The organism is Streptomyces tendae, from assembly GCF_008632955.1.
GTDB lineage: Bacteria > Actinomycetota > Actinomycetes > Streptomycetales > Streptomycetaceae > Streptomyces.
Genome location: NZ_CP043959.1, coordinates 4,782,193 through 4,800,508 on the forward strand (window position 1 = coordinate 4,782,193; position 18,316 = coordinate 4,800,508).

Consider the following 18,316-nt stretch of genomic DNA (forward strand, 5'->3'; position numbering starts at 1 on the left):
CGCACGGTGTCAGCGGGCCGGCGGAGCTGACGGGAATCTCACAACTGTTCGGCAGAGTCGGCCGCATGATCAAGCACGCTTCCCGGGGAGTGCCCCTGGTGACGGTCTCCCTGCTGCTCACCGGCTGTGCGGCCGCCGGGGGTACGCCGGCTCCGACGCACGCCACCGCCGCGGCCGCAACCGCGCCGCAGGCATCGGCACCGGTCGTCGTCGGCCACGAGGCCGTGCCGGAACCGAAGGAGCTGCCCGGGCTGGGGCCGCGTACCCGGGCGCAGGTGCCCGAGGACACCGGGCAGGCCGTGGTGGTGACGGGGCGCGGCAGGAACTCCTCCGAGTCCACCGTCGTCCTGTACGAGCGCGGCGCGGACGGCTGGGAGGCCGTGTCCCGGTGGCCCGCGCACAACGCCCTGAAGGGGTGGAACGACGACCACCGGCTCGGTGACCTCCGGTCGCCCGTCGGCGTGTTCACGCTGTCGGACGCGGGCGGGCTGCTGCCCGATCCGGGGACGCGGATGCCGTACGACCGTTCCGACGGCTTCTCGCTGTCGGGCACCGGGTTCCGCGGCGAGTCCCTCGCGGGGTCCTTCGACTACGTCGTGGCCATCGACTACAACCGCCGGCCCGGTACGTCCCCCTTGGACTGGACCCGCCCGCTCGGCGCGGAACGCGGGGGCGGGATATGGCTGCACGTCGACCACGACGGCCCCACCCAGGGCTGTGTCTCGATCGCACGCGAGCACATGCGGGCGCTGCTGCGCGCGCTCGACCCGGACCGGCGTCCCGTCGTCGTGATGGGCGACGCCGCCTCCCTCGCCCGGTGACGGCGGCGTCCTCGGGCCGCCGACCTAGGATGCCCGGCATGCGTGCCCATGTGCTGGTCGCCGAGGACGACGAGATGCAGGCCGAGCTCATACGCCGCTCGCTGCTGTCGGAGGGCCACACCGTGACCGTGGTCCACGACGGCGCGGCCGCGCTGGACGCGGCCCGGCGGCTGCGGCCCGACCTCGTCGTCCTGGATCTGATGCTGCCGGTGCTGGACGGGTTCGACGTGTGCCGGACCCTCCGCGGCGACGGCGACACACCGGTGCTGATGCTCACCGCCCGCACCGCGGAGGACGACGTGCTGCGCGGTCTCGACCTGGGCGCGGACGACTACATGACGAAGCCGTACAGTCCGCGCGAGCTGCTCGCCCGGATCCGGACGGTGCTGCGGCGCAGCGGGCACGGCGCGCCGGGTGAACGCGTCGTGCGCGCCGGCGGGATCTCCGTGGACCCGGCCCGGCACGAGGTCCGCCGCGACGGGGAGCCGGTGGACTGCACCCCGGCCGAGTTCGCGATCCTGCTGGCGATGGCGGCCGAGCCGGACCGGGTGTTCTCCCGGCGGCAGCTCCTCGCGTGCACGCGGGGCATCGACCGGGCGTCCACGGAGCGCGCCGTCGACGTCCACATCATGAACCTGCGGCGGAAGATCGAGGACGACCCGCGCGGCCCCCGGCGGCTGCTCACCGTGTTCGGCGTCGGCTACAAGCTGAGCGCGGCGCGCGGATGAGCGGCGTGCCGGTGCGCAAGCGCCTCCTGGTGCGGCTGCTGGTCGCCTCGGCGCTCATCGCCGTCTGCTCCGTGGCGGCCACGGCCTGGCTCGTCGTCGAGACCACCACGCGCGCGCTGCGGGAGGAGCAGGGACACGAACTGGCCGTCGACACGGACATCCTGAGCCGGCTCAGCGGGTACGCCGCCACCCACCCCGGCTGGACGGGCGTCGCGCCCGTGGTGCGGGCGCTGGCCCGGGAGACCGGCCGCCGGATCGCGCTCACCACCCCGGACCGGGCCGTCGTCGCCGACTCCGCGCGGCCGGGCACGCCCCGGCCGCCGAGCCCCGCGGCGACCGTCGACCCGCTGCGCACCGACACCCACACCGAGCCGGGGGCGCAGCGCACCGGGATCGACCCGCGGGTCGTCGGCCCGTACCGGCTGTCGGCCGCGGACCGCGCCCGCCTGGACGGGTTCGCCGAGGCCCGGCGGGCGTGCCTGGCCCGTCACGGCACGCAGACGGCCGTCGTCCGCACGCCGAGCGGGCGGCCCGTGCTCAGGGACGACTCCGGCACCGTCGACGGCGGACAGGTGCCGCTGGAGTGCGCGGACGGCAAGCTGAACACCCCGACCGCGGGTGAACGCGAGGCTCAGGACGACCTCGTCGCCCGGACGGACGCCTGCCTGAGGCGTCACGGGATGGCGCCGGGCACCCACCACCTCGTGGGCCTCGACCTCACCTCGGGCGGCGAGGGGCTGATCCGGGACGGCGTGAAACCGCCCGCCGACCCGGCGGACGACCGCACGTACCGGCGGTGCGCGGACGCCGCGCTGCGCGCCCAGCTCGATCCGTACGTCGCCCCTCCGGCCGCGCTGTTCCTGGGCGGCGGAGGAAGCGACGAGGTCCGCTTCGACATGTCCCCGGCCAACAAGGCCAAGGTCGTCGGGGTGGCGGCGCTGGTCCTCGCGGTGACCGTCGCCGTGACCGCGGCCGCCGCCGCCCACTTCGTCCGGCCGCTGCGCGCCCTGACCGAGGCGGTACGGCAGCCGCTGGACCGGCATGTGCGGGTCCCCGTCACCACCCGTGACGAGACCGGCCTGCTCGCCGAGGCGTTCAACGACCTCACCGCGCGCCGGGAGCGGCTGGAGGCCCAGCGCAAGGCGATGGTCAGCGACATCGCCCACGAGCTGCGCAGCCCGCTCACCAACATCCGGGGCTGGCTGGAGGTCACCCGGGACGGCGTGGTCGAGCCGGACCGCGAGCTGCTGGGGCGCTGCACGACGAGGCCCTGGTGCTGCAGCGCGTCATCGACGACCTGCGGGACCTCGCGGACGCGGACGCCGGGGAGCTGCGGCTGCACCGCGAGCCGGTCGGCACCGCCGAGCTGCTGGACCAGGTCGCGGCGGCGCACCGGGTGGCCGCCGCGGCGGCGGGGGTCGGCCTGAGCACCGCCGTCGCGCCCGGGACTCCCTGGCTGGACGCCGACCCGGTCCGGATGCGGCAGGCCCTGGGCAACGTCGTCTCCAACGCGCTCCGTCACACCCCGTCCGGCGGCACCGTCACGCTGGCGGCACGGTCCGACGGCGACGCGGTGGTCGTCGAGGTCACCGACACGGGCTGCGGCATCGCCGCCGCGGACCTCCCCCACGTCTTCCGGCGCTTCTGGCGCGCGGAGAAGTCCCGCAGCCGGCGCACCGGCGGCAGCGGCCTCGGCCTGCCCATCGTCCGCCACCTCGTCGAGGCCCACGGCGGCACGGTCGGCGTGACCAGCGAGCCCGGCACCGGCAGCGTCTTCACCCTGCACCTGCCGGCCACCGTGTCGCCACCCCTGTAGCGAAGAGGGGCGGCACGGGCTCGCGCCGGCGGTTCGGTCCATGCGCGGGTACGACCCGGGAAGTGCCCGCCCGGTTCCGCGCCGTTCGGTGAAAGCGGGCGACGCCCCCTTGGAACGCACCGGTACAGGGCCGATGCTGAGCTGTGGCCGCGTCCCCGACCGAGATCGTCCGGCTCCCCGGGCATCTCCTCACGTGCCCTCCGGGGCCGTAAGGCCGATACTGCCCCTGTAGGGCACCCACCTGTCCGCAATGACCCCGCCGCACCTGACCTGCCGCTCCGACCAGCACAGAGGCTCGACGATCCACCCGTTCCGTCCCAGGAGGCACCCATGAAGATGCTGATCAACGTTCCGGAGACCGTGGTGGCGGACGCGCTGCGCGGTATGGCGACGGCCCATCCCGAGCTGACGGTGGACGTGGAGAACCGGGTGGTGGTCCGCAAGGACGCACCGGTCGCGGGGAAGGTCGGCCTGGTGTCCGGCGGAGGCTCCGGGCACGAGCCGCTGCACGGCGGGTTCGTCGGACCCGGCATGCTCTCCGCGGCCTGTCCCGGCGAGGTGTTCACCTCCCCGGTGCCCGACCAGATGGTGCGGGCCGCGGCGGCCGTGGACAGCGGGGCCGGGGTGCTGTTCATCGTGAAGAACTACACCGGCGACGTGCTGAACTTCGACATGGCGGCGGAGCTGGCCGAGGACGAGGGCGTCCAGGTCGCGAAGGTGCTCGTCAACGATGACGTGGCGGTCACCGACAGCCTGTTCACGGCGGGCCGCCGGGGCACCGGGGCGACGCTGTTCGTGGAGAAGATCGCGGGCGCGGCGGCCGAGGAGGGCCAGCCGCTGGAGCGGGTGGAGGCCCTCGCGAAGCAGGTGAACGAGAACTCCCGCAGCTTCGGCGTGGCACTCAGCGCGGTCACCACGCCGGCCAAGGGCTCACCGACCTTCGACCTGCCGGCCGGCGAGCTGGAGCTGGGCATCGGCATCCACGGCGAGCCGGGCCGGGAGCGGCGTCCGATGATGACGTCCGGCGAGATCGCGGAGTTCGCCGTCGGCGCGATCCTGGACGACCTCACCCCGCGCAACCCGGTCCTGGTACTGGTCAACGGCATGGGCGCCACGCCACTGCTGGAGCTGTACGGCTTCAACGCCGAGGTGCAGCGGGTGCTCGGCGAGCGCGGCGTCCCGGTCGCCCGGGTTCTCGTCGGCAACTACGTCACGTCCCTCGACATGGCGGGTGCCTCCGTCACCCTGTGCCAGGCGGACGAGGAGCTGCTGCGCCTGTGGGACGCGCCGGTGAGTACGCCCGGGCTGCGCTGGGGAATGTGATCCACTCCGGGGTGAGTGCTCCGGGTCACCTACACGCAAGGAGGTCCCGTGCTGGACGCCGACTTCTTCCGTCGTTGGATGACGGCCACCGCCGCATCCGTGGACCGCGAGGCGGAGCGGCTCACCGCGCTCGACTCGCCGATCGGGGACGCCGATCACGGCAGCAATCTCCAGCGCGGGTTCCGTGCGGTGCGCGACGCGCTGGACAAGGAACCGTCCGCCACGCCCGGCGCGGTGCTGACACAGGCGGGGCGTCTGCTGGTGTCGACGGTGGGCGGCGCGTCCGGTCCGCTGTACGGGACGCTGCTGCGCCGTACCGGGAAGACTCTCGGCGAGGCCGCCGAGGTGGACCGGCAGCAGCTGGCCGAGGCGCTGCGGGCCGGGGTGGACGCCGTGATGAAGCTGGGCGGCGCCGCACCGGGTGACAAGACGATGATCGACGCGCTGGTGCCCGCGGTGGACGCGCTCGGTGACTCGTTCGCCGCGGCGCGGGACGCCGCGCGCGAGGGCGCCGTGGCGACGACACCGCTGCTGGCCCGCAAGGGCAGGGCGAGTTATCTGGGCGAGCGGAGCATCGGGCACCAGGACCCCGGCGCGACGTCGGCGGCGCTGCTGATCGCCGCGTTGCTCGACGCCGGGCCGGACGGGGAGTCGGGCGGTGAGTGACGAGCGGCGGGTCGGCATCGTCCTGGTGTCACACAGCGCGACCGTCGCCTCCTCGGTGGCGGAGCTGGCACAGGGCCTTGCGGGCGCCGGGGCGACGGTTCCGGTCGCTCCGGCGGGCGGCACCGAGAGCGGTGACCTCGGCACGAGCGCGGACCTGATCGCCGCGGCGGCCGCGTCCGTGGACCGGGGCGCCGGCGTAGCGGTGCTGACCGACCTGGGCAGTGCCGTGCTCACCGTGAAGGCGCTGCTGGCCGAGGGCGACGAACTTCCCGAGAACACGCGGCTCGTGGACGCGCCGTTCGTGGAGGGCGCGGTGGCCGCGGTGGTCACCGCCTCCACGGGCGCGGACCTCGCCGCGGTGGCGGCGGCGGCCTCGGAGGCGTACGACTACCGGAAGGTGTGAGGGCGCTCGCCCTGCGGATCAGTCGGCGGCGTCGACGAACTCCCGGGCGAGCCGCTCCCCTTGGGAGACCGCGGCCTCGCGGTCCTCGATCGGGGTGACCCGGCTGTCCTTGAACACGATGTACGTCACCCCGGAAGGAGTGCCGCCGGAGCGCGGGTCGGGGTCGATGCCGAGGGACGTGGCCGCAGCGTGGGACGCCTCGCCGATGATGTCGGTGGGGCCGGTGTCGCCGACGACCGCGTAGCTGACCTTGTCGCGGTAGACGACGGCGGCCACCGAGCCGCCGCGTACACCGTCGTCGCGGTAGTCCCACAGATCGCTGGGCGCCGGCACCACCACGTAGGGCAGCTTCTCGGAACTCAGCGCGCGGCCGTCGGACTGGGCGAACGCGGTGGAGGAGGAGAAGCTCGGGTCGGTGCGGGCGTTGCAGCGGCGGCCCGGGCGGCCGTCGCAGTCGATGTCCATGTCGGCCTTCCAGAACACCGCCTCGCGGGTGCCGCACACCGGCACGGTCTTCGGGGTCCCCCGGTCCGTGCGGTAACGGCCCCGGGAGACAGGGCTGCAGCCGCGCACCTTGGCCAGCAGATCGGCGGCGGTGACGGGGCCGGGGGGCGCGGGCTCGGGGGTGGCGGGGCTCGGGGTGGACGGGCTCTGAGTGGCGACGCCCGGCGTGGCCGGCGCCGGGGTCACCGGGCCCGGAGTGACGGCCCCCTGGGCCACGCCGTCCGAAGTCACGCCGTCCGGGGCCGCGGGTGCCGGCGAGGCGGGTGCGGGACTCACGGGCTCGGGGGCGGCTCCGTGCGGCGTTGCGGAGCCCGGGGTCACGGAGCCCGGCGTCACAGGGCCCGGCGTCACGGCGCCCGGGTTCGCAGCACCCTGGGCCAGCCCCACGCGGGTCGCGTCCCGGCCGGCCGGCTCGGGGCGGCCCCGGTGCGGTACGGCGACGCGCGGCCGGCCGGTCGGCAGGGCCGGGCCCGCCGCCGGGCCGGGGGCGACGCGTCGCGTTTCGGCGCGGGAGGGACGGATCTGTGCCGGCTCGGCGGCGGAGGACGCCGAGGGAGCCAGCAGCGCCACGCCCGCCACGGCGACGGTGAGCGTCTGGACACGGGACACGGTCAGGAGAGCCTCTCGTCGGGGACAAGGACGCACACCCAGGGCACTTTGCCCCATTTCATCCCACCGCGAGGAAGGTGACCGCCCCGAAAGGGGCCGGACGGAGCACGCGCGCACCGCCGGACACGACGGGCGCCGGAGGCCCGGGCGCGATGCGGCCCGGGCCGTCCAGCCACCCGTACCGGCGCGGGATCAGCGACGACAGCGGTCCGCGCCACGGGCCCGAACACCCCTGTCCACAGGGGTGGTTGACCCGTCATACCTCCAGCATACGAAACACCCGAACGCGTCCGGCGCGCACCGCCCTCTTGAAATGAGCGCGTCAGTGGGCTCATATTGGTACGGACCATTGACCGGTCCGGTCGCGACCGCACCCCGGGGAGGCAGAGTCGTGCGTGGCGTTCCCCCAACCGCGTCATCGCGCCGCCTGCTCGCCCTCTGCGCGGTCGTCCTGCTGGCCGCCTCCTGCCGCTGGGGCGCACCGGACGACACGGGCGGCGAGCGTCCGCCGGGGGCGCCGACGGGCGTCACCGCGCAGGCCGGCAGCGCCACCAGCGTCCACGTCATGTGGAACCGGGTCGCCCGGGCCGCGAGCGAGGTGACCCGGTACGAGGTGTATCGGGGCACCACCAAGGTCGCGGAGGTACCCGGTTCCGCACACATGGTGGACGTCACCCGCCTCCGGCCCGCCACCCCTTACGTCTTCACGGTGCGCGCCCGGGACGGGGACGGCCGGCTCGGACCGCCCAGCCGCGAGGTCCGGGCCACCACCCCGGTGGCGGCCCGGGCCGACCGCACACCGCCCGCCCCTCCGGCGGGGCTGACGGGCCGTGCGGCCGGCAGCCGGGCGGCCCAACTGTCCTGGACCGCCGCGACCGACGACCGCGGTGTGGTGTCGTACGACATCTACCAGGGCGGCACGAAGATCCACAGTGTGGCCGGGAACCAGACGGCCGCCGTGGTGACAGGGCTGCGGCCGGGCGTCCGGTACGCCTTCACCGTCCGCGCCCGGGACGCCGCGGACAACCTCTCGCCGCCCGGTGCCGCCGTCCGCCTCACCACGGCCGACGGCTCGGGCGACGTGACCGCCACGGCACCCACCGGCTTCCGCGCCGCCGTCCGCAGCTCCGGCGGGGCGCACTACATCGTCCTCACGTGGGTGCCGCCACGCGTCGACGGGACGGTCACCGAGTACGAGGTGCGGCTGGACGGACGGGCCGTCACCTCGCTGGTGTACGGCGGTGAGGCACCGCGCGACCGGGCGACGTACCGCTTCTACGCGGGAGACGAGCCGGGCGTCACCCACCGGGTGCGGATCAGGGCGATGCTGCCGGACGGCACCTGGGGCGCCTTCTCGGCCGAACGGACCGTCACGACGGGCACCGCCGGCTGACACCGCGGAACGTCCGCGCTGCGCCGCCCGGAGGACGCCGTCACCTGGCCGGATGCGGTCGGAGTGCGCGCCGGCCGGGCTGCCCGTTGGCTGTCGTCGTGGCAGCACGGGCGCTCCCCGACCTCGGCGGCGCAAGGGATGTACCGCCGGCCGTGCCGCCGGAAGGCAGTCCACATGAGCATCTCGACGTCTCTGCTCCGCCTCGGACCGACCGTGGCAGCCGCCGCCGCGCTCGCCCTGCTGCCGGCCGGGCCGGCTGCCGCGGACGGGATCTCCGTGAGCACCACGGGGAACACGGTCTCGGTCACCACCGGCGCGTGCAGCCAGATCAACGGCCACTGGGGCACCGCCTCGCTGCTCAGCAGCGGTCAGGCGAACTTCTCGCAGGGCCGCCAGGTGGCGCTGTCGGGGACGTCCGCGGGGCAGTCCGCGGCCTGGTCCAACGTCAGCGCGGGCACGTACACGGTGATCGTCGTGTGCTCCAACGGCAGCACGGCGGGCACCCAGTCCGTGGTCGTGTCCCCCGCGTCCAGCCCGTCGGCCTCCCCCACGGCCTCACCGTCCCGCGGTGTGATGGGCGGCCTCGGCGGCGGCTCCAAGGACTACGGCACGGTCACCGCGGTGGCGGGCGGCGCGCTGGTCGGTACGGGCATCGTCGCCACCGTCCTGTATCTGCGCCGGCGCACCAGCCGCCCGCGCCACCTGTAGACCCGGCGCCGGCCGCCACCACGTCCGAAGCGCTCCGGTCGGGCGGCCGGCGTCGACCCCTCCCCGCCTCCGCACGCCGTCGGGGCCGCGGAGCCACGCGCCGTCGTCCGGGGCCTCGTCCCGCGCCCACCCTCCCGTCCGGAAGACCCTACGGCCGGTCGGAGCGGGCGGCGGCGCGGGTTGCCTGCAGCGATCCCAGCAGGTGCAGCCGGTCCGCGTCGGCCGAGTCCGGCTCCGCGGTGAACACCAGCAGGAACGGGCCGGGCCTGCCGGGCAGCGGATACGTGCTCCACTCCAGGGTGAGGTCACCGACCGCGGGGCTGCGGAAGGTCTTGGTGCCGCTCACCGAGGCCCGGACGTCGTGCCGGGCCCAGAGCCGCCGGAACTCGGCGCTGCGGATGCTCAGTTCACCAACGATCGCGGTGGCGCGCGGATGCGTCGGATCGGTCGCGACCGCCGCGCGCATCATCCCGATGTAGTCCAGCGCCTGCCGCTCCCAGTCGGGGCAGGTGCGCCCGCCGGTCAACTCGTCGTCGAACAGCAGAAGAAGCATGTTCAGCCGGTCGGGCGGCAGATCGCCCGGAGCGCCGAGAAGCGCCTCGGCCGCCGCGTTCCAGGCGAGCAGGTCGAGGTGCCTGCCGAGCACGACCGCCGGGGTGTGCATCACCCGCAGCAGCCGCCGCGTGCTGTACGGCACCACCTCCGGGCCGCGGTCCACCGGGGCGCGCGAGGGACGGCGCGCGGCGTGCGCGAGCGTGAACAGATGCCTGCGCTCCTCGTCGTCGAGGCCGAGCGCGGTCGCGAGCGCGTCCAGCACGTCGTCGGAGGGCCGGACGTCCCTTCCCTGCTCCATCCGCTGGTAGTAGTCGGTGCTCAGACCGGCCAGCAGGGCGATTTCCTCGCGCCGCAGCCCGGTGACCTTGCGGCGCCCTCCCGGCTCCAGGCCGACGTCGTACGGGTGCAGCCTGCCGCGCCGGGCGCGCAGGAAGTCGCCGAGCTCACGGGCGTGCGGATGGGTCATGCCGTCAGTGTCCCCCGTCGCCGGCCGCCCAGGGTAGGTCCCGTGGACCCAGGAAAACGGGAACGCCCGAACGCGCCCCGGCCGCCCCTACCGTCGTCGCTCCAGGCACCCCCACACCCCAGGAGCAGCAGATGAGCGGATGGACCGCCGACCGCATTCCCGACCAGCACGGCAAGGTCGCCGTCGTCACCGGCGCCAACTCCGGACTCGGCCTGGTCACCGCGACCGAGCTGGCCCGGCGCGGGGCGCACGTCGTGCTGGCCGTGCGCAACCTCGCCGCGGGGGCGGAAGCGGCCCGCCGCATCGGCGGTGACACCGCGGTCCGCGAACTGGACCTGGCGTCGCTGGCGTCGGTGCGCGCGTTCGCCGGGAAGCTCACCGCCGACCACCCCTCGGTCGACGTGCTCGTCAACAACGCCGGCCTGGTGCGTCTGGGACCCCGCCGGACCACCGCCGACGGGTTCGAGGCGCACCTCGGCACGAACATGCTGGGGCCCTTCGCCCTGACCGGCCTGCTGCTCGACGCGCTGGCCGCGGGGCACGGCGGCCGGGTGGTCGGCCTCAGCTCCATCACCCACAAGAACGCGCACCTGGATTTCGACGACCTGATGTCCGAGCGCGGCTACCGGGCCGCCCCCGTCTATGGCCGCTCCAAGCTCGCCACCACTCTCTTCGGCCTCGAACTGGACCGCCGCCTGCGGGCCGCCCGCCTCCCCGTGATCAGTGCGCTGGCCCACCCGGGACTCACCCGCACCAACCTCACCCCACGCGCGTGGCAGCACCGGGGCCGGCTGGGCCGGCTGATCGCCGTGGGGGGCATGCTGGCCACCCAGTCCGTGGAGCAGGGGACGCTCCCGCAGCTGCGCGCCGCGACCGACCCGGAGGTGCGGGGCGGACAGTTCTTCGGCCCCGCCCGCCTGTGGGAGACCCGCGGCCCGGTCACCGAGGCCCGGCTCGGCAGGGAGGCCGCCGACCCGGCCGTCGCCCGCCGCCTGTGGACGGCCGCCGAGGACCTGACCGGCGTCCGCTACCTCTGATCGCCGGCCACCACGTCCTCGAACCCCAGGGGCGGGGAACTGCGCGCCCAACCCTCGCTCACCCACACCCGCACCCGGGCCTCTACTCCTGCCGCTCCGGCATGTCCGGAAGCTCGGCGAACTCCGCCAGCGCGTGATCGAGCCACTGCGTCCAGAAGGTCTCCAGGTCGATGCCGGCGCGCAGCACCAGATGCCGCAGCCGGTCCTCCGGCTCGTCCCGGCCGGGCGGGAAGTCCCGGCGCTCGATCTCCCGGTACGTCTCCAACTGCCGTGCGTGCAGCTCCCGGTGGCGGCGCAGGTCCGCATCCAGACCCGTCGTCCCGACCACGGCCGCGGCCCTCAGCCGCAGCAGCAGGGCGTCGCGGTGCGGTTTGGGGTCCTGGGACACGGCGGTCCAGCGGGCCAGTTCCTCCCGGCCCGCCGGCAGCACCTCGTAGGCCTTCTTCTGCCCGCGCGCGGGCTGTTCGGAGGGCAGGGCCCTGATCAGGCCCTCGCCCTCCAGCTTCCCCAGCTCGCGGTAGATCTGCTGATGCGTCGCGGACCAGAAGTAGCCGATCGACCGGTCGAAGCGGCGGGTCAGCTCCAGCCCCGACGACGGCTTCTCGAGCAGGGCGGTGAGGATCGCGTGCGGGAGGGACATGCGCTCATCCTAGGGACGGCCGTGATCGGTCCTAGAGCGCCGCCGCGAGCTCGGTGCCCTGCTTGATGGCCCGCTTGGCGTCCAGTTCGGCGGCCACGTCGGCGCCACCGATCAGGTGCACGGCGTGTCCGGCGGCGGCCAGTTCCTCGTAGAGGTCCCGGCGAGGCTCCTGGCCGGTGCACAGCACGACGGTGTCGACCTCGAGGACGGTGCTCTCGTCGCCTACGGTGACGTGCAGGCCGGCGTCGTCGATCCGGTCGTAGCGCACTCCGGGGACCATGGTGACGCCGCGGTGGCGCAGTTCGGTGCGGTGGATCCAGCCGGTGGTCTTGCCGAGCCCGGCGCCGACCTTGGACGTCTTGCGCTGGAGCAGGTGGACGGTGCGCGGCGGGGCGGGCCGTTCGGGGGCGGCGAGGCCGCCGGGCGCGCGGTAGTCGAGGTCGACGCCCCACTGACGGAAGTACGTCTCGGGGTCCTCGTGCGCCTTGTCGCCGCCGTCGGTGAGGAACTCGGCGACGTCGAAACCGATGCCGCCCGCGCCGAGGATCGCGACGCGGTCGCCGACCGGCGCGCCGTCGCGCAGCACGTCGAGGTAGCCGAGGACGCTCGGGTGGTCGACGCCGGGGATGTCGGGGACGCGGGGGCTGACGCCGGTGGCGACGACGACCTCGTCGTACCCGGCGACGTCACCGGCGGTGACGCGCGTGTCGAGGCGCACGTCGACGGCCAGCTCGCCGAGCCGGGTGCGGAAGTAGCGCAGGGTCTCGTCGAACTCCTGCTTGCCGGGGACCTTGCGGGCGACGTTGAGCTGACCGCCGATCTCGCTCGCGGCGTCGAACAGCGTGACGTCGTGGCCGCGTTCGGCGGCGCTGACCGCGCAGGCGAGTCCGGCCGGTCCGGCGCCGACGACGGCGACGCGCTTGCGGCGGCGGGTCGGGGAGAGCACCAGCTCGGTCTCGTGACAGGCGCGCGGGTTGACCAGGCACGAGGTGATCTGGCCGCTGAAGGTGTGGTCGAGGCAGGCCTGGTTGCAGCCGATGCAGGTGTTGATCGCGTCGGCGCGGCCGTCGGCGGCCTTGGCGACGAAGTCGGGGTCGGCCAGCATCGGGCGAGCCATGGACACCATGTCCGCGGTGCCCTCGGCGAGCAACCGCTCGGCGAGTTCGGGGGTGTTGATGCGGTTGGTGGTGACCAGCGGGACGTTCACCTCGCCCATGAGCCGCTTGGTGACCCAGGTGTAGGCGCCGCGCGGGACGGAGGTGGCGATGGTGGGGATGCGGGCCTCGTGCCAGCCGATGCCGGTGTTGATGATGGTGGCGCCGGCCGCCTCGACGGCGCGGGCGAGGGTGATCACCTCGTCCAGGGTGGAGCCGCCGGGCACCAGGTCCAGCATGGAGAGCCGGTAGATGAGGATGAAGTCGTCGCCGACCGCCTCGCGGACCCGACGGACGATCTCGACCGGGAAGCGCATGCGGTTCTCGTAGGAGCCGCCCCAGCGGTCGGTGCGCCGGTTGGTGTGCCGGGCGATGAACTCGTTGATGAGGTAGCCCTCGGAGCCCATGATCTCGACGCCGTCGTAGCCGGCCTGGCGGGCGAGGCGGGCGGCGCGGACGTAGTCGTCGATGGTCCGCTCGACCTCGGCGTCGGTCAGCTCGCGCGGCGGGAAGGGACTGATGGGCGCCTGGAGGGGGCTGGGGGCGACCAGGTCCTGGTGGTAGGCGTAACGCCCGAAGTGCAGGATCTGCAGGGCGATGCGGCCGCCCTCGCGGTGGACGGCCGCGGTGACGACCCGGTGCTGCTCGGCCTCCTCGTCGGTGGTGAGCTTGGCGCCGCCCTCGTAGGGGCGGCCCTCGTCGTTGGGAGCGATGCCGCCGGTGACGATGAGACCCACTCCCCCGCGGGCCCGCGCGGCGTAGAACTCGGCCATGCGGGAGAAGCCGCCCTCGGCCTCCTCGAGACCGACGTGCATGGAACCCATGAGGACGCGGTTGGGCAGGGTGGTGAAGCCCAGGTCCAGGGGGGTCAGCAGGTGGGGGTAACGGCTCATCGGGCCCTCCGTGCGCGGTGTGGTGCCTGTAGTTGTAGGGCACGCACACCGGCTTATGCAACTAGTTGCATAAACGAGGTGACGGAGGGCACAGCGTTCCGGCCGGCCTCACCCGCTCTCGAGCCGGACGTGCAGTTCGCGCTCCTGGTCGCCCGAGACCTTGCTCAGCTCGTCGACCCGGAACAGGTCGTCCAGGGTGGTGCGGAACCGGTCGATCGCCCAGTAGCCGCCGTGCACGTCGGCGTCGACCGAGGAGGACAGCCGCGCGGGACGGGCCTCCCCTTCGCGGGCGTCGGCGACGTCGAACGTGCCGAGCCAGACCGTGGGCCGGGTCTCGTGCAGTTCCTCGGGTACGTCGTCGGCGCACCGGTCCGACGAGAAGCAGGCGCACAGCGCGTCGAAGACGATCCGGGCGTCGTCCTTGCTGCATCCGCTGATCTCGACCGAGACGGACTCCGGGTGCGTGGGCTCGTTGACCATCGTGATCGCTCCTCTCGTGGTCACGTCGCCGTCCCCCACCCCTCCCTCAGCAAAGCACCGGACGCCGGGAAGCACTACCCGCGCGCCCCTCCCGCGGTGGCGCGGTCGCGGACACCGGCCAGGATGGTGGGAGGACACCGCCCGGGACGGCGGGAGAGGCAGGAACGGGACGGCAGGAGCGGCGGAAAATCGCCCTCGCGCGCGGTACAACAGGGGGTGGCGGCGCGGCGACGGCGTGCCGCGGACTCGGCGAAGGCGGGGCGTGGGATGAGTGCAGCGGGGTCACTCCCGGCCGGCGGGGACGGGCCGGCACGTCCCAGCGGGCTGCTCGACGTACTGCGCGTGGCCTCGGTCGTCCTGGACTCCGAGGGGCGGATCGTGCTGTGGAGCCCCCAGGCGGAGGAACTGTTCGGGTACACGGCGCAGGAGGCGCTGGGCAGGTACGCCGCCCGGATCATGGTGCACGAGGAGCACCTCGACCTCGTACGGAAGCTGTTCGCGGAGGTCATGCGCACCGGGCGGAGCTGGGCCGGGGCCTTCCCGATCCGGCACAAGGACGGCGGGACCCGGCTGGTGGAGTTCCGCAACATGCGGCTGCTGGACGACCGGGGGGACGTGTACGCCCTCGGCCTCGCGGTCGACCAGACGACGGTGCGCCGGATGGAACAGGACGTCGCGCTGTCCACCCGGATCGTCGCCCAGTCCCCCATCGGGCTGGCGGTCCTCGACTCCGGCCTGCGGTACGTGTCGGTGAACCCGGCGCTGGAGCAGATCAACGGTCTGTCCGCCGACGAGCACCGGGGCCGCACCATGCGCGAGGTGCTGCCGCTGATGGACGCCGCCACCATCGAGCAGGCCGCCGAGGAGGTCCTGCGGACCGGACAGCCGCTGGTCGACCGGTCGGTCACCGGCCGCACCCCGGCCGACCCGGACGCGGACCACGCCTGGGCGGTGTCGCTGTACCGGCTGGAGAACGCGCTCGGCACCGTCCTGGGCGTGGCCGTGTCGGTGGTCGACATCACCGAGCAGTACCGGGCCAACGCCGAGGCCGAGACGGCGCGCCGCCGGCTCGCCCTGATCGCCGACGCGTCCGCCCGGATCGGCACCACGCTGGACCTGGACCGCACGGCCGGCGAGCTCGCCGACGTGGCCGTGCCGGAACTGGCCGACGCGGCCGCGGTGGACCTGCTGGACGCGGTCGTACGGGGCCGGCGCAGCGTCATCGGTCCGGCCGAGCCGGCGTTGATGAGGGCACTGGCGGTGCGCTGGGTGGACGCGTCCGACGTGCTGCCGGCGGCCGATCCGCCGGGGCGGGTGACCCGGTACGCGCCGGACCGGCTGATCACCGAGTGCGTCCGCACGGGCCTGCCGGTGATGGTGCCGCAGGTGAAGGACGAGGACCTGCTCCGCATCGCCCGCTCCCCCGAGGCGGCCGAGGTGCTGGCCCGGGCGGGCGTCCACTCGTACCTGGCCGTGCCGCTGATCGCCCGCGGGGAGGTGCTGGGCGCGCTGGACCTCATCCGCACGCGCAATCCCCATCCGTTCGACGAGGACGATCTGCTGCTCGCGCGGGAGCTGGCGTCGCGCGCGGCCGTGCAGATCGACAACGCCCGCTGGTACCAGAACGCCCGGGACACCGCGCTGACGCTCCAGCGCAGCCTGCTGCCCAGCCATCCGTCCGTGACGGGCGGTCTCGAGGTCGCCTCCCGCTACCAGCCGGCGGGCGCGACCAGCGAGGTGGGCGGCGACTGGTTCGACGTGATCCCGCTGGACGGCGACCGCACGGCGCTGGTCGTGGGTGACGTCATGGGCAGCGGCATTCCCGCCGCGGCCACCATGGGCCGGCTCCGCACGGCGACCCACACGCTGGCGTCCCTCGGGCTCGACCCGGCCGTGCTCCTGGAACACCTGAACCGGATCACCGTCGAGCTGGACGAGGCGATCGCCACCTGCGTCTACGCCGTCCACGACCCGGACCAGCGACGCTGCGTCATCGCCAACGCCGGTCATCTCCCCCCGGCCCGGATCCGCGCCGGGCACGCCCCCGAACTGCTCGACCTGCCCACGGGGGTGCCGCTCGGCGTGGGCGGGGTCGCCTTCTCCACGACCACGGTCGACCTGGAGCCGGGCGACCGGCTGGTGTTCTACACCGACGGCCTGGTGGAGACGCGCCGCGACCCGCTGGACGAACGCCTGGACCGGCTGCTCGCGCTGCTGGACCAGCAGCCCGGCCACTCCCTGGACGAGGTCTGCGAGATGCTCCTGCGCACGCTGCACGAGCCGGACAACTTCGACGACGTCGCCCTCCTGATCGCCCGGGTGACGGCACCGGGGACGTAGGCGCCCGGGCACGTCCCGGCCCGCGGCGGACCGGGCGCCGGCGACGGACGTCCCGGGGCCGCGCGGGGCGTCGCAGCCGGCCGTGTCGGGCCGCCACCGTGCGGGGCGTCACCGTGTGGGGCGTCACCGTGCCGGGCGTCACCGTGCCGGGCGTCACCGTGCCGGGCGTCACCGTGCCGGGCGTCACCGGCGGATGCCGGTCACCACGTGGGCGTGGCGTTCCTCGCAGATCGTGAGGCGGGTGTGCAGGCCCGCCCGGACGAAGGCGGCGACGGCGGACGGAGCCTGGTGGCTGCTGGTCTCGATCAGGAGGCAGCCGCCGGGGGCCAGCCACGCCGGGGCCTGTGCGGCGACCCGGCGCAGCACGTCGAGGCCGTCGGCGCCGCCGTCGAGGGCGACGCGCGGCTCGTGGTCGCGGGCCTCCGCAGGCAGCAGGGCGATCTCGTCGCTCGGCACGTACGGAACGTTCGCGGCGAGGATGCCGACGCGGCCCCGCAGCCGCCCCGGGAGCGCGTCGAACAGGTCGCCCTGGTGGACCTGCCCGCCGAGGCCCGCGAGATTGCGGCGGGCGCAGCGCACGGCGACGGGGTCGATGTCGGCGGCGTGCAGCTCGGCCCCGTCGAGCGCGGCCGCCAGCGCGGCGCCGACGGCGCCGGACCCGCAGCACAGGTCGACGAGGACGGACGCGTCCGGTGCCTGCGCGAGCGCCTGCTCGACGAGGAACTCGGTGCGCCGCCGCGGCACGAAGACGCCGGGTTCCACGGCGATCCGGCGCCCGCCGAACTCGGCCCAGCCGACGACGAGTTCAAGGGGCAGTCCGGCGGCGCGGCGTGCGACCATCGCGGTGACGGAGGACGGATCGCCCTCGGCGGCGGCGAGGATCAGCTCGGCCTCGTCCTCGGCGAACACGCAGCCCGCCGCGCGCAGCGTGGCGGCCACCGCGTCACGGGGCGAGGAGAGGGAGGAAGGGGAGGAACGGTGCGGCAAGAGCCTGGCCTTTCGGGAGCCGAAGGGCGCTCTCCCGGTCACCCGTTACGGGCGGACCGTGTCGTTCCGAGGCGAGAGCACCCGACCTGACAAGCGGTAATGGGTCTCACCTCCTCGACTCCCGGCCGGGTCGGTCCGCGGCCGGACGGCCACCCTACCCGACGATCTCCACGGCGGTACCGTGCCTTCAGGACCGTTTCGGGCAGGCCGGAGGGGAGGTGCGTGGTGGACGCGGACGACGCGGAGAGGTCAGGGGACGCGCGGGACGCCGTGGAGACCATCCAGCGGGAGATGACGGTGTTCGCCCGCCGGGCCCGCGCCTCGGCCGGGCGCATGCACCCCGAACTGTCGCTGGTGTCGTACACGCTGCTGGGCCATCTGGAGACGAGCGGCGGCTGCCGGGCCACCGATCTCGCCGCCCACTACGCGCTGGACAAGTCCACGGTGAGCCGCCAGGTGACCGCCCTGGAGCGGTCCGGTCTGGTGGAGCGGCGCCCGGACCCCGCCGACCACCGCGTGCAGGTGGTGCGGCTGACGGCGGCCGGCCGGAGCATCCTGGCCGATGTCACCGAGCGCCGGCGCGCGGCCTTCGGGGAGCGGCTGGCGGACTGGCCGGAGGAGGACCTGCGCCGGTTCGCCGGGTACCTGGTGCGCTACAACGCCCGCTCCGGTCCGGGGACGACCGACCCGGTCACGCCTCCCGGGCACGGGGCACGGGCGGACTGAGCCCGGCACCCGACGACGAGCGCCCCGTCCGTGCGCCCTGCGGAGCGCACCGCTGAGCGCACCGCCC

The 18,316-nt window shown here is 74.5% G+C and carries 16 protein-coding genes and 1 pseudogene; 11 read left to right on the forward strand and 6 right to left on the reverse strand.

Annotated elements, in window-relative coordinates:
• The first annotated feature begins 65 nt into the window (after window positions 1-65).
• The 6 genes and pseudogenes from F3L20_RS21980 to dhaM all read left to right on the forward strand — a co-directional run bounded on the left by F3L20_RS21980 (window position 66) and on the right by dhaM (window position 5,757).
• The gene (locus F3L20_RS21980; RefSeq protein ID WP_150155831.1) at window positions 66-821 is read left to right on the forward strand and encodes a L,D-transpeptidase family protein; all 756 of its coding nucleotides are present in this window, start codon (window positions 66-68) and stop codon (window positions 819-821) included.
• 38 nt (window positions 822-859) lie between these two features.
• Window positions 860-1,549 carry a response regulator transcription factor gene (locus F3L20_RS21985; RefSeq protein WP_150155832.1) on the forward strand — a complete coding sequence of 230 codons (690 nt, stop codon included), beginning with the start codon at window positions 860-862 and terminating at the stop codon, window positions 1,547-1,549.
• Window positions 1,546-3,365: pseudogene (locus tag F3L20_RS21990) on the forward strand (sensor histidine kinase). The gene F3L20_RS21985 and the pseudogene F3L20_RS21990 overlap by 4 nt, the downstream one beginning before the upstream one ends.
• Before the next feature lie 330 nt (window positions 3,366-3,695).
• Complete coding sequence (dhaK, locus tag F3L20_RS21995; protein WP_150155833.1) at window positions 3,696-4,688, forward strand: dihydroxyacetone kinase subunit DhaK; 993 nt, start codon at window positions 3,696-3,698, stop codon at window positions 4,686-4,688.
• 48 nt (window positions 4,689-4,736) lie between these two features.
• Entirely contained in the window at window positions 4,737-5,354 is a 618-nt protein-coding gene (dhaL, locus tag F3L20_RS22000; RefSeq protein WP_145825833.1) for a dihydroxyacetone kinase subunit DhaL, read from the forward strand.
• Window positions 5,347-5,757, forward strand: a complete 411-nt coding sequence (gene dhaM, locus F3L20_RS22005; protein WP_150155834.1) for a dihydroxyacetone kinase phosphoryl donor subunit DhaM — start codon at window positions 5,347-5,349, stop codon at window positions 5,755-5,757. Before dhaL ends, dhaM begins: the two co-directional genes overlap by 8 nt.
• An 18-nt stretch (window positions 5,758-5,775) precedes the next feature.
• Here the strand turns inward: dhaM and F3L20_RS22010 are convergent, their stop codons facing one another.
• Window positions 5,776-6,447 carry a glycoside hydrolase family 75 protein gene (locus F3L20_RS22010; RefSeq protein WP_346768124.1) on the reverse strand — a complete coding sequence of 224 codons (672 nt, stop codon included), beginning with the start codon at window positions 6,445-6,447 and terminating at the stop codon, window positions 5,776-5,778.
• Window positions 6,448-7,261: 814 nt separating this feature from the next.
• Here F3L20_RS22010 and F3L20_RS22015 point away from each other — a divergent pair.
• Window positions 7,262-8,263, forward strand: coding sequence for a fibronectin type III domain-containing protein (locus tag F3L20_RS22015; RefSeq protein ID WP_240810736.1), 1,002 nt, complete (start codon window positions 7,262-7,264; stop codon window positions 8,261-8,263).
• A 174-nt stretch (window positions 8,264-8,437) separates the two neighbouring features.
• Entirely contained in the window at window positions 8,438-8,971 is a 534-nt protein-coding gene (locus F3L20_RS22020) for a hypothetical protein (protein WP_150155837.1), read from the forward strand.
• A gap of 148 nt (window positions 8,972-9,119) precedes the next feature.
• Here the strand turns inward: F3L20_RS22020 and F3L20_RS22025 are convergent, their stop codons facing one another.
• On the reverse strand, window positions 9,120-9,992 hold the full coding sequence (locus F3L20_RS22025; RefSeq protein WP_150155838.1) for a helix-turn-helix transcriptional regulator: 873 nt from the start codon (window positions 9,990-9,992) through the stop codon (window positions 9,120-9,122).
• Between the two features lie 131 nt (window positions 9,993-10,123).
• On the opposite strand from F3L20_RS22025, the gene F3L20_RS22030 reads away from it, so the two are divergent.
• Window positions 10,124-11,029: an oxidoreductase gene (locus F3L20_RS22030; protein ID WP_150155839.1), complete on the forward strand. Its 906-nt coding sequence runs from the start codon at window positions 10,124-10,126 to the stop codon at window positions 11,027-11,029.
• An 82-nt stretch (window positions 11,030-11,111) separates the two neighbouring features.
• On the opposite strand, the gene F3L20_RS22035 is transcribed toward F3L20_RS22030, so the two are convergent.
• From F3L20_RS22035 to F3L20_RS22045, 3 genes are all read right to left on the reverse strand, one after another.
• Window positions 11,112-11,669, reverse strand: a complete 558-nt coding sequence (locus F3L20_RS22035) for a PadR family transcriptional regulator (RefSeq protein WP_150155840.1) — start codon at window positions 11,667-11,669, stop codon at window positions 11,112-11,114.
• Window positions 11,670-11,700: 31 nt separating this feature from the next.
• A complete protein-coding gene (locus F3L20_RS22040; protein WP_150155841.1) occupies window positions 11,701-13,716 on the reverse strand; it encodes an NADPH-dependent 2,4-dienoyl-CoA reductase in 2,016 nt (671 codons plus the stop codon).
• A 108-nt stretch (window positions 13,717-13,824) separates the two neighbouring features.
• Window positions 13,825-14,196, reverse strand: a complete 372-nt coding sequence (locus F3L20_RS22045; protein ID WP_150157455.1) for a hypothetical protein — start codon at window positions 14,194-14,196, stop codon at window positions 13,825-13,827.
• Window positions 14,197-14,463: 267 nt separating this feature from the next.
• On the opposite strand from F3L20_RS22045, the gene F3L20_RS22050 reads away from it, so the two are divergent.
• Window positions 14,464-16,536: a SpoIIE family protein phosphatase gene (locus F3L20_RS22050; protein WP_150155842.1), complete on the forward strand. Its 2,073-nt coding sequence runs from the start codon at window positions 14,464-14,466 to the stop codon at window positions 16,534-16,536.
• A gap of 183 nt (window positions 16,537-16,719) precedes the next feature.
• Here the strand turns inward: F3L20_RS22050 and F3L20_RS22060 are convergent, their stop codons facing one another.
• Window positions 16,720-17,523 (reverse strand): putative protein N(5)-glutamine methyltransferase, encoded by an 804-nt coding sequence (locus tag F3L20_RS22060; RefSeq protein WP_167534580.1) that lies wholly within the window; start codon window positions 17,521-17,523, stop codon window positions 16,720-16,722.
• A 291-nt stretch (window positions 17,524-17,814) separates the two neighbouring features.
• Between F3L20_RS22060 and F3L20_RS22065 the strand changes: the two genes are divergently transcribed.
• The gene (locus F3L20_RS22065) at window positions 17,815-18,249 is read left to right on the forward strand and encodes a MarR family winged helix-turn-helix transcriptional regulator (protein WP_150157456.1); all 435 of its coding nucleotides are present in this window, start codon (window positions 17,815-17,817) and stop codon (window positions 18,247-18,249) included.
• The last annotated feature ends 67 nt before the right edge of the window (window positions 18,250-18,316 follow it).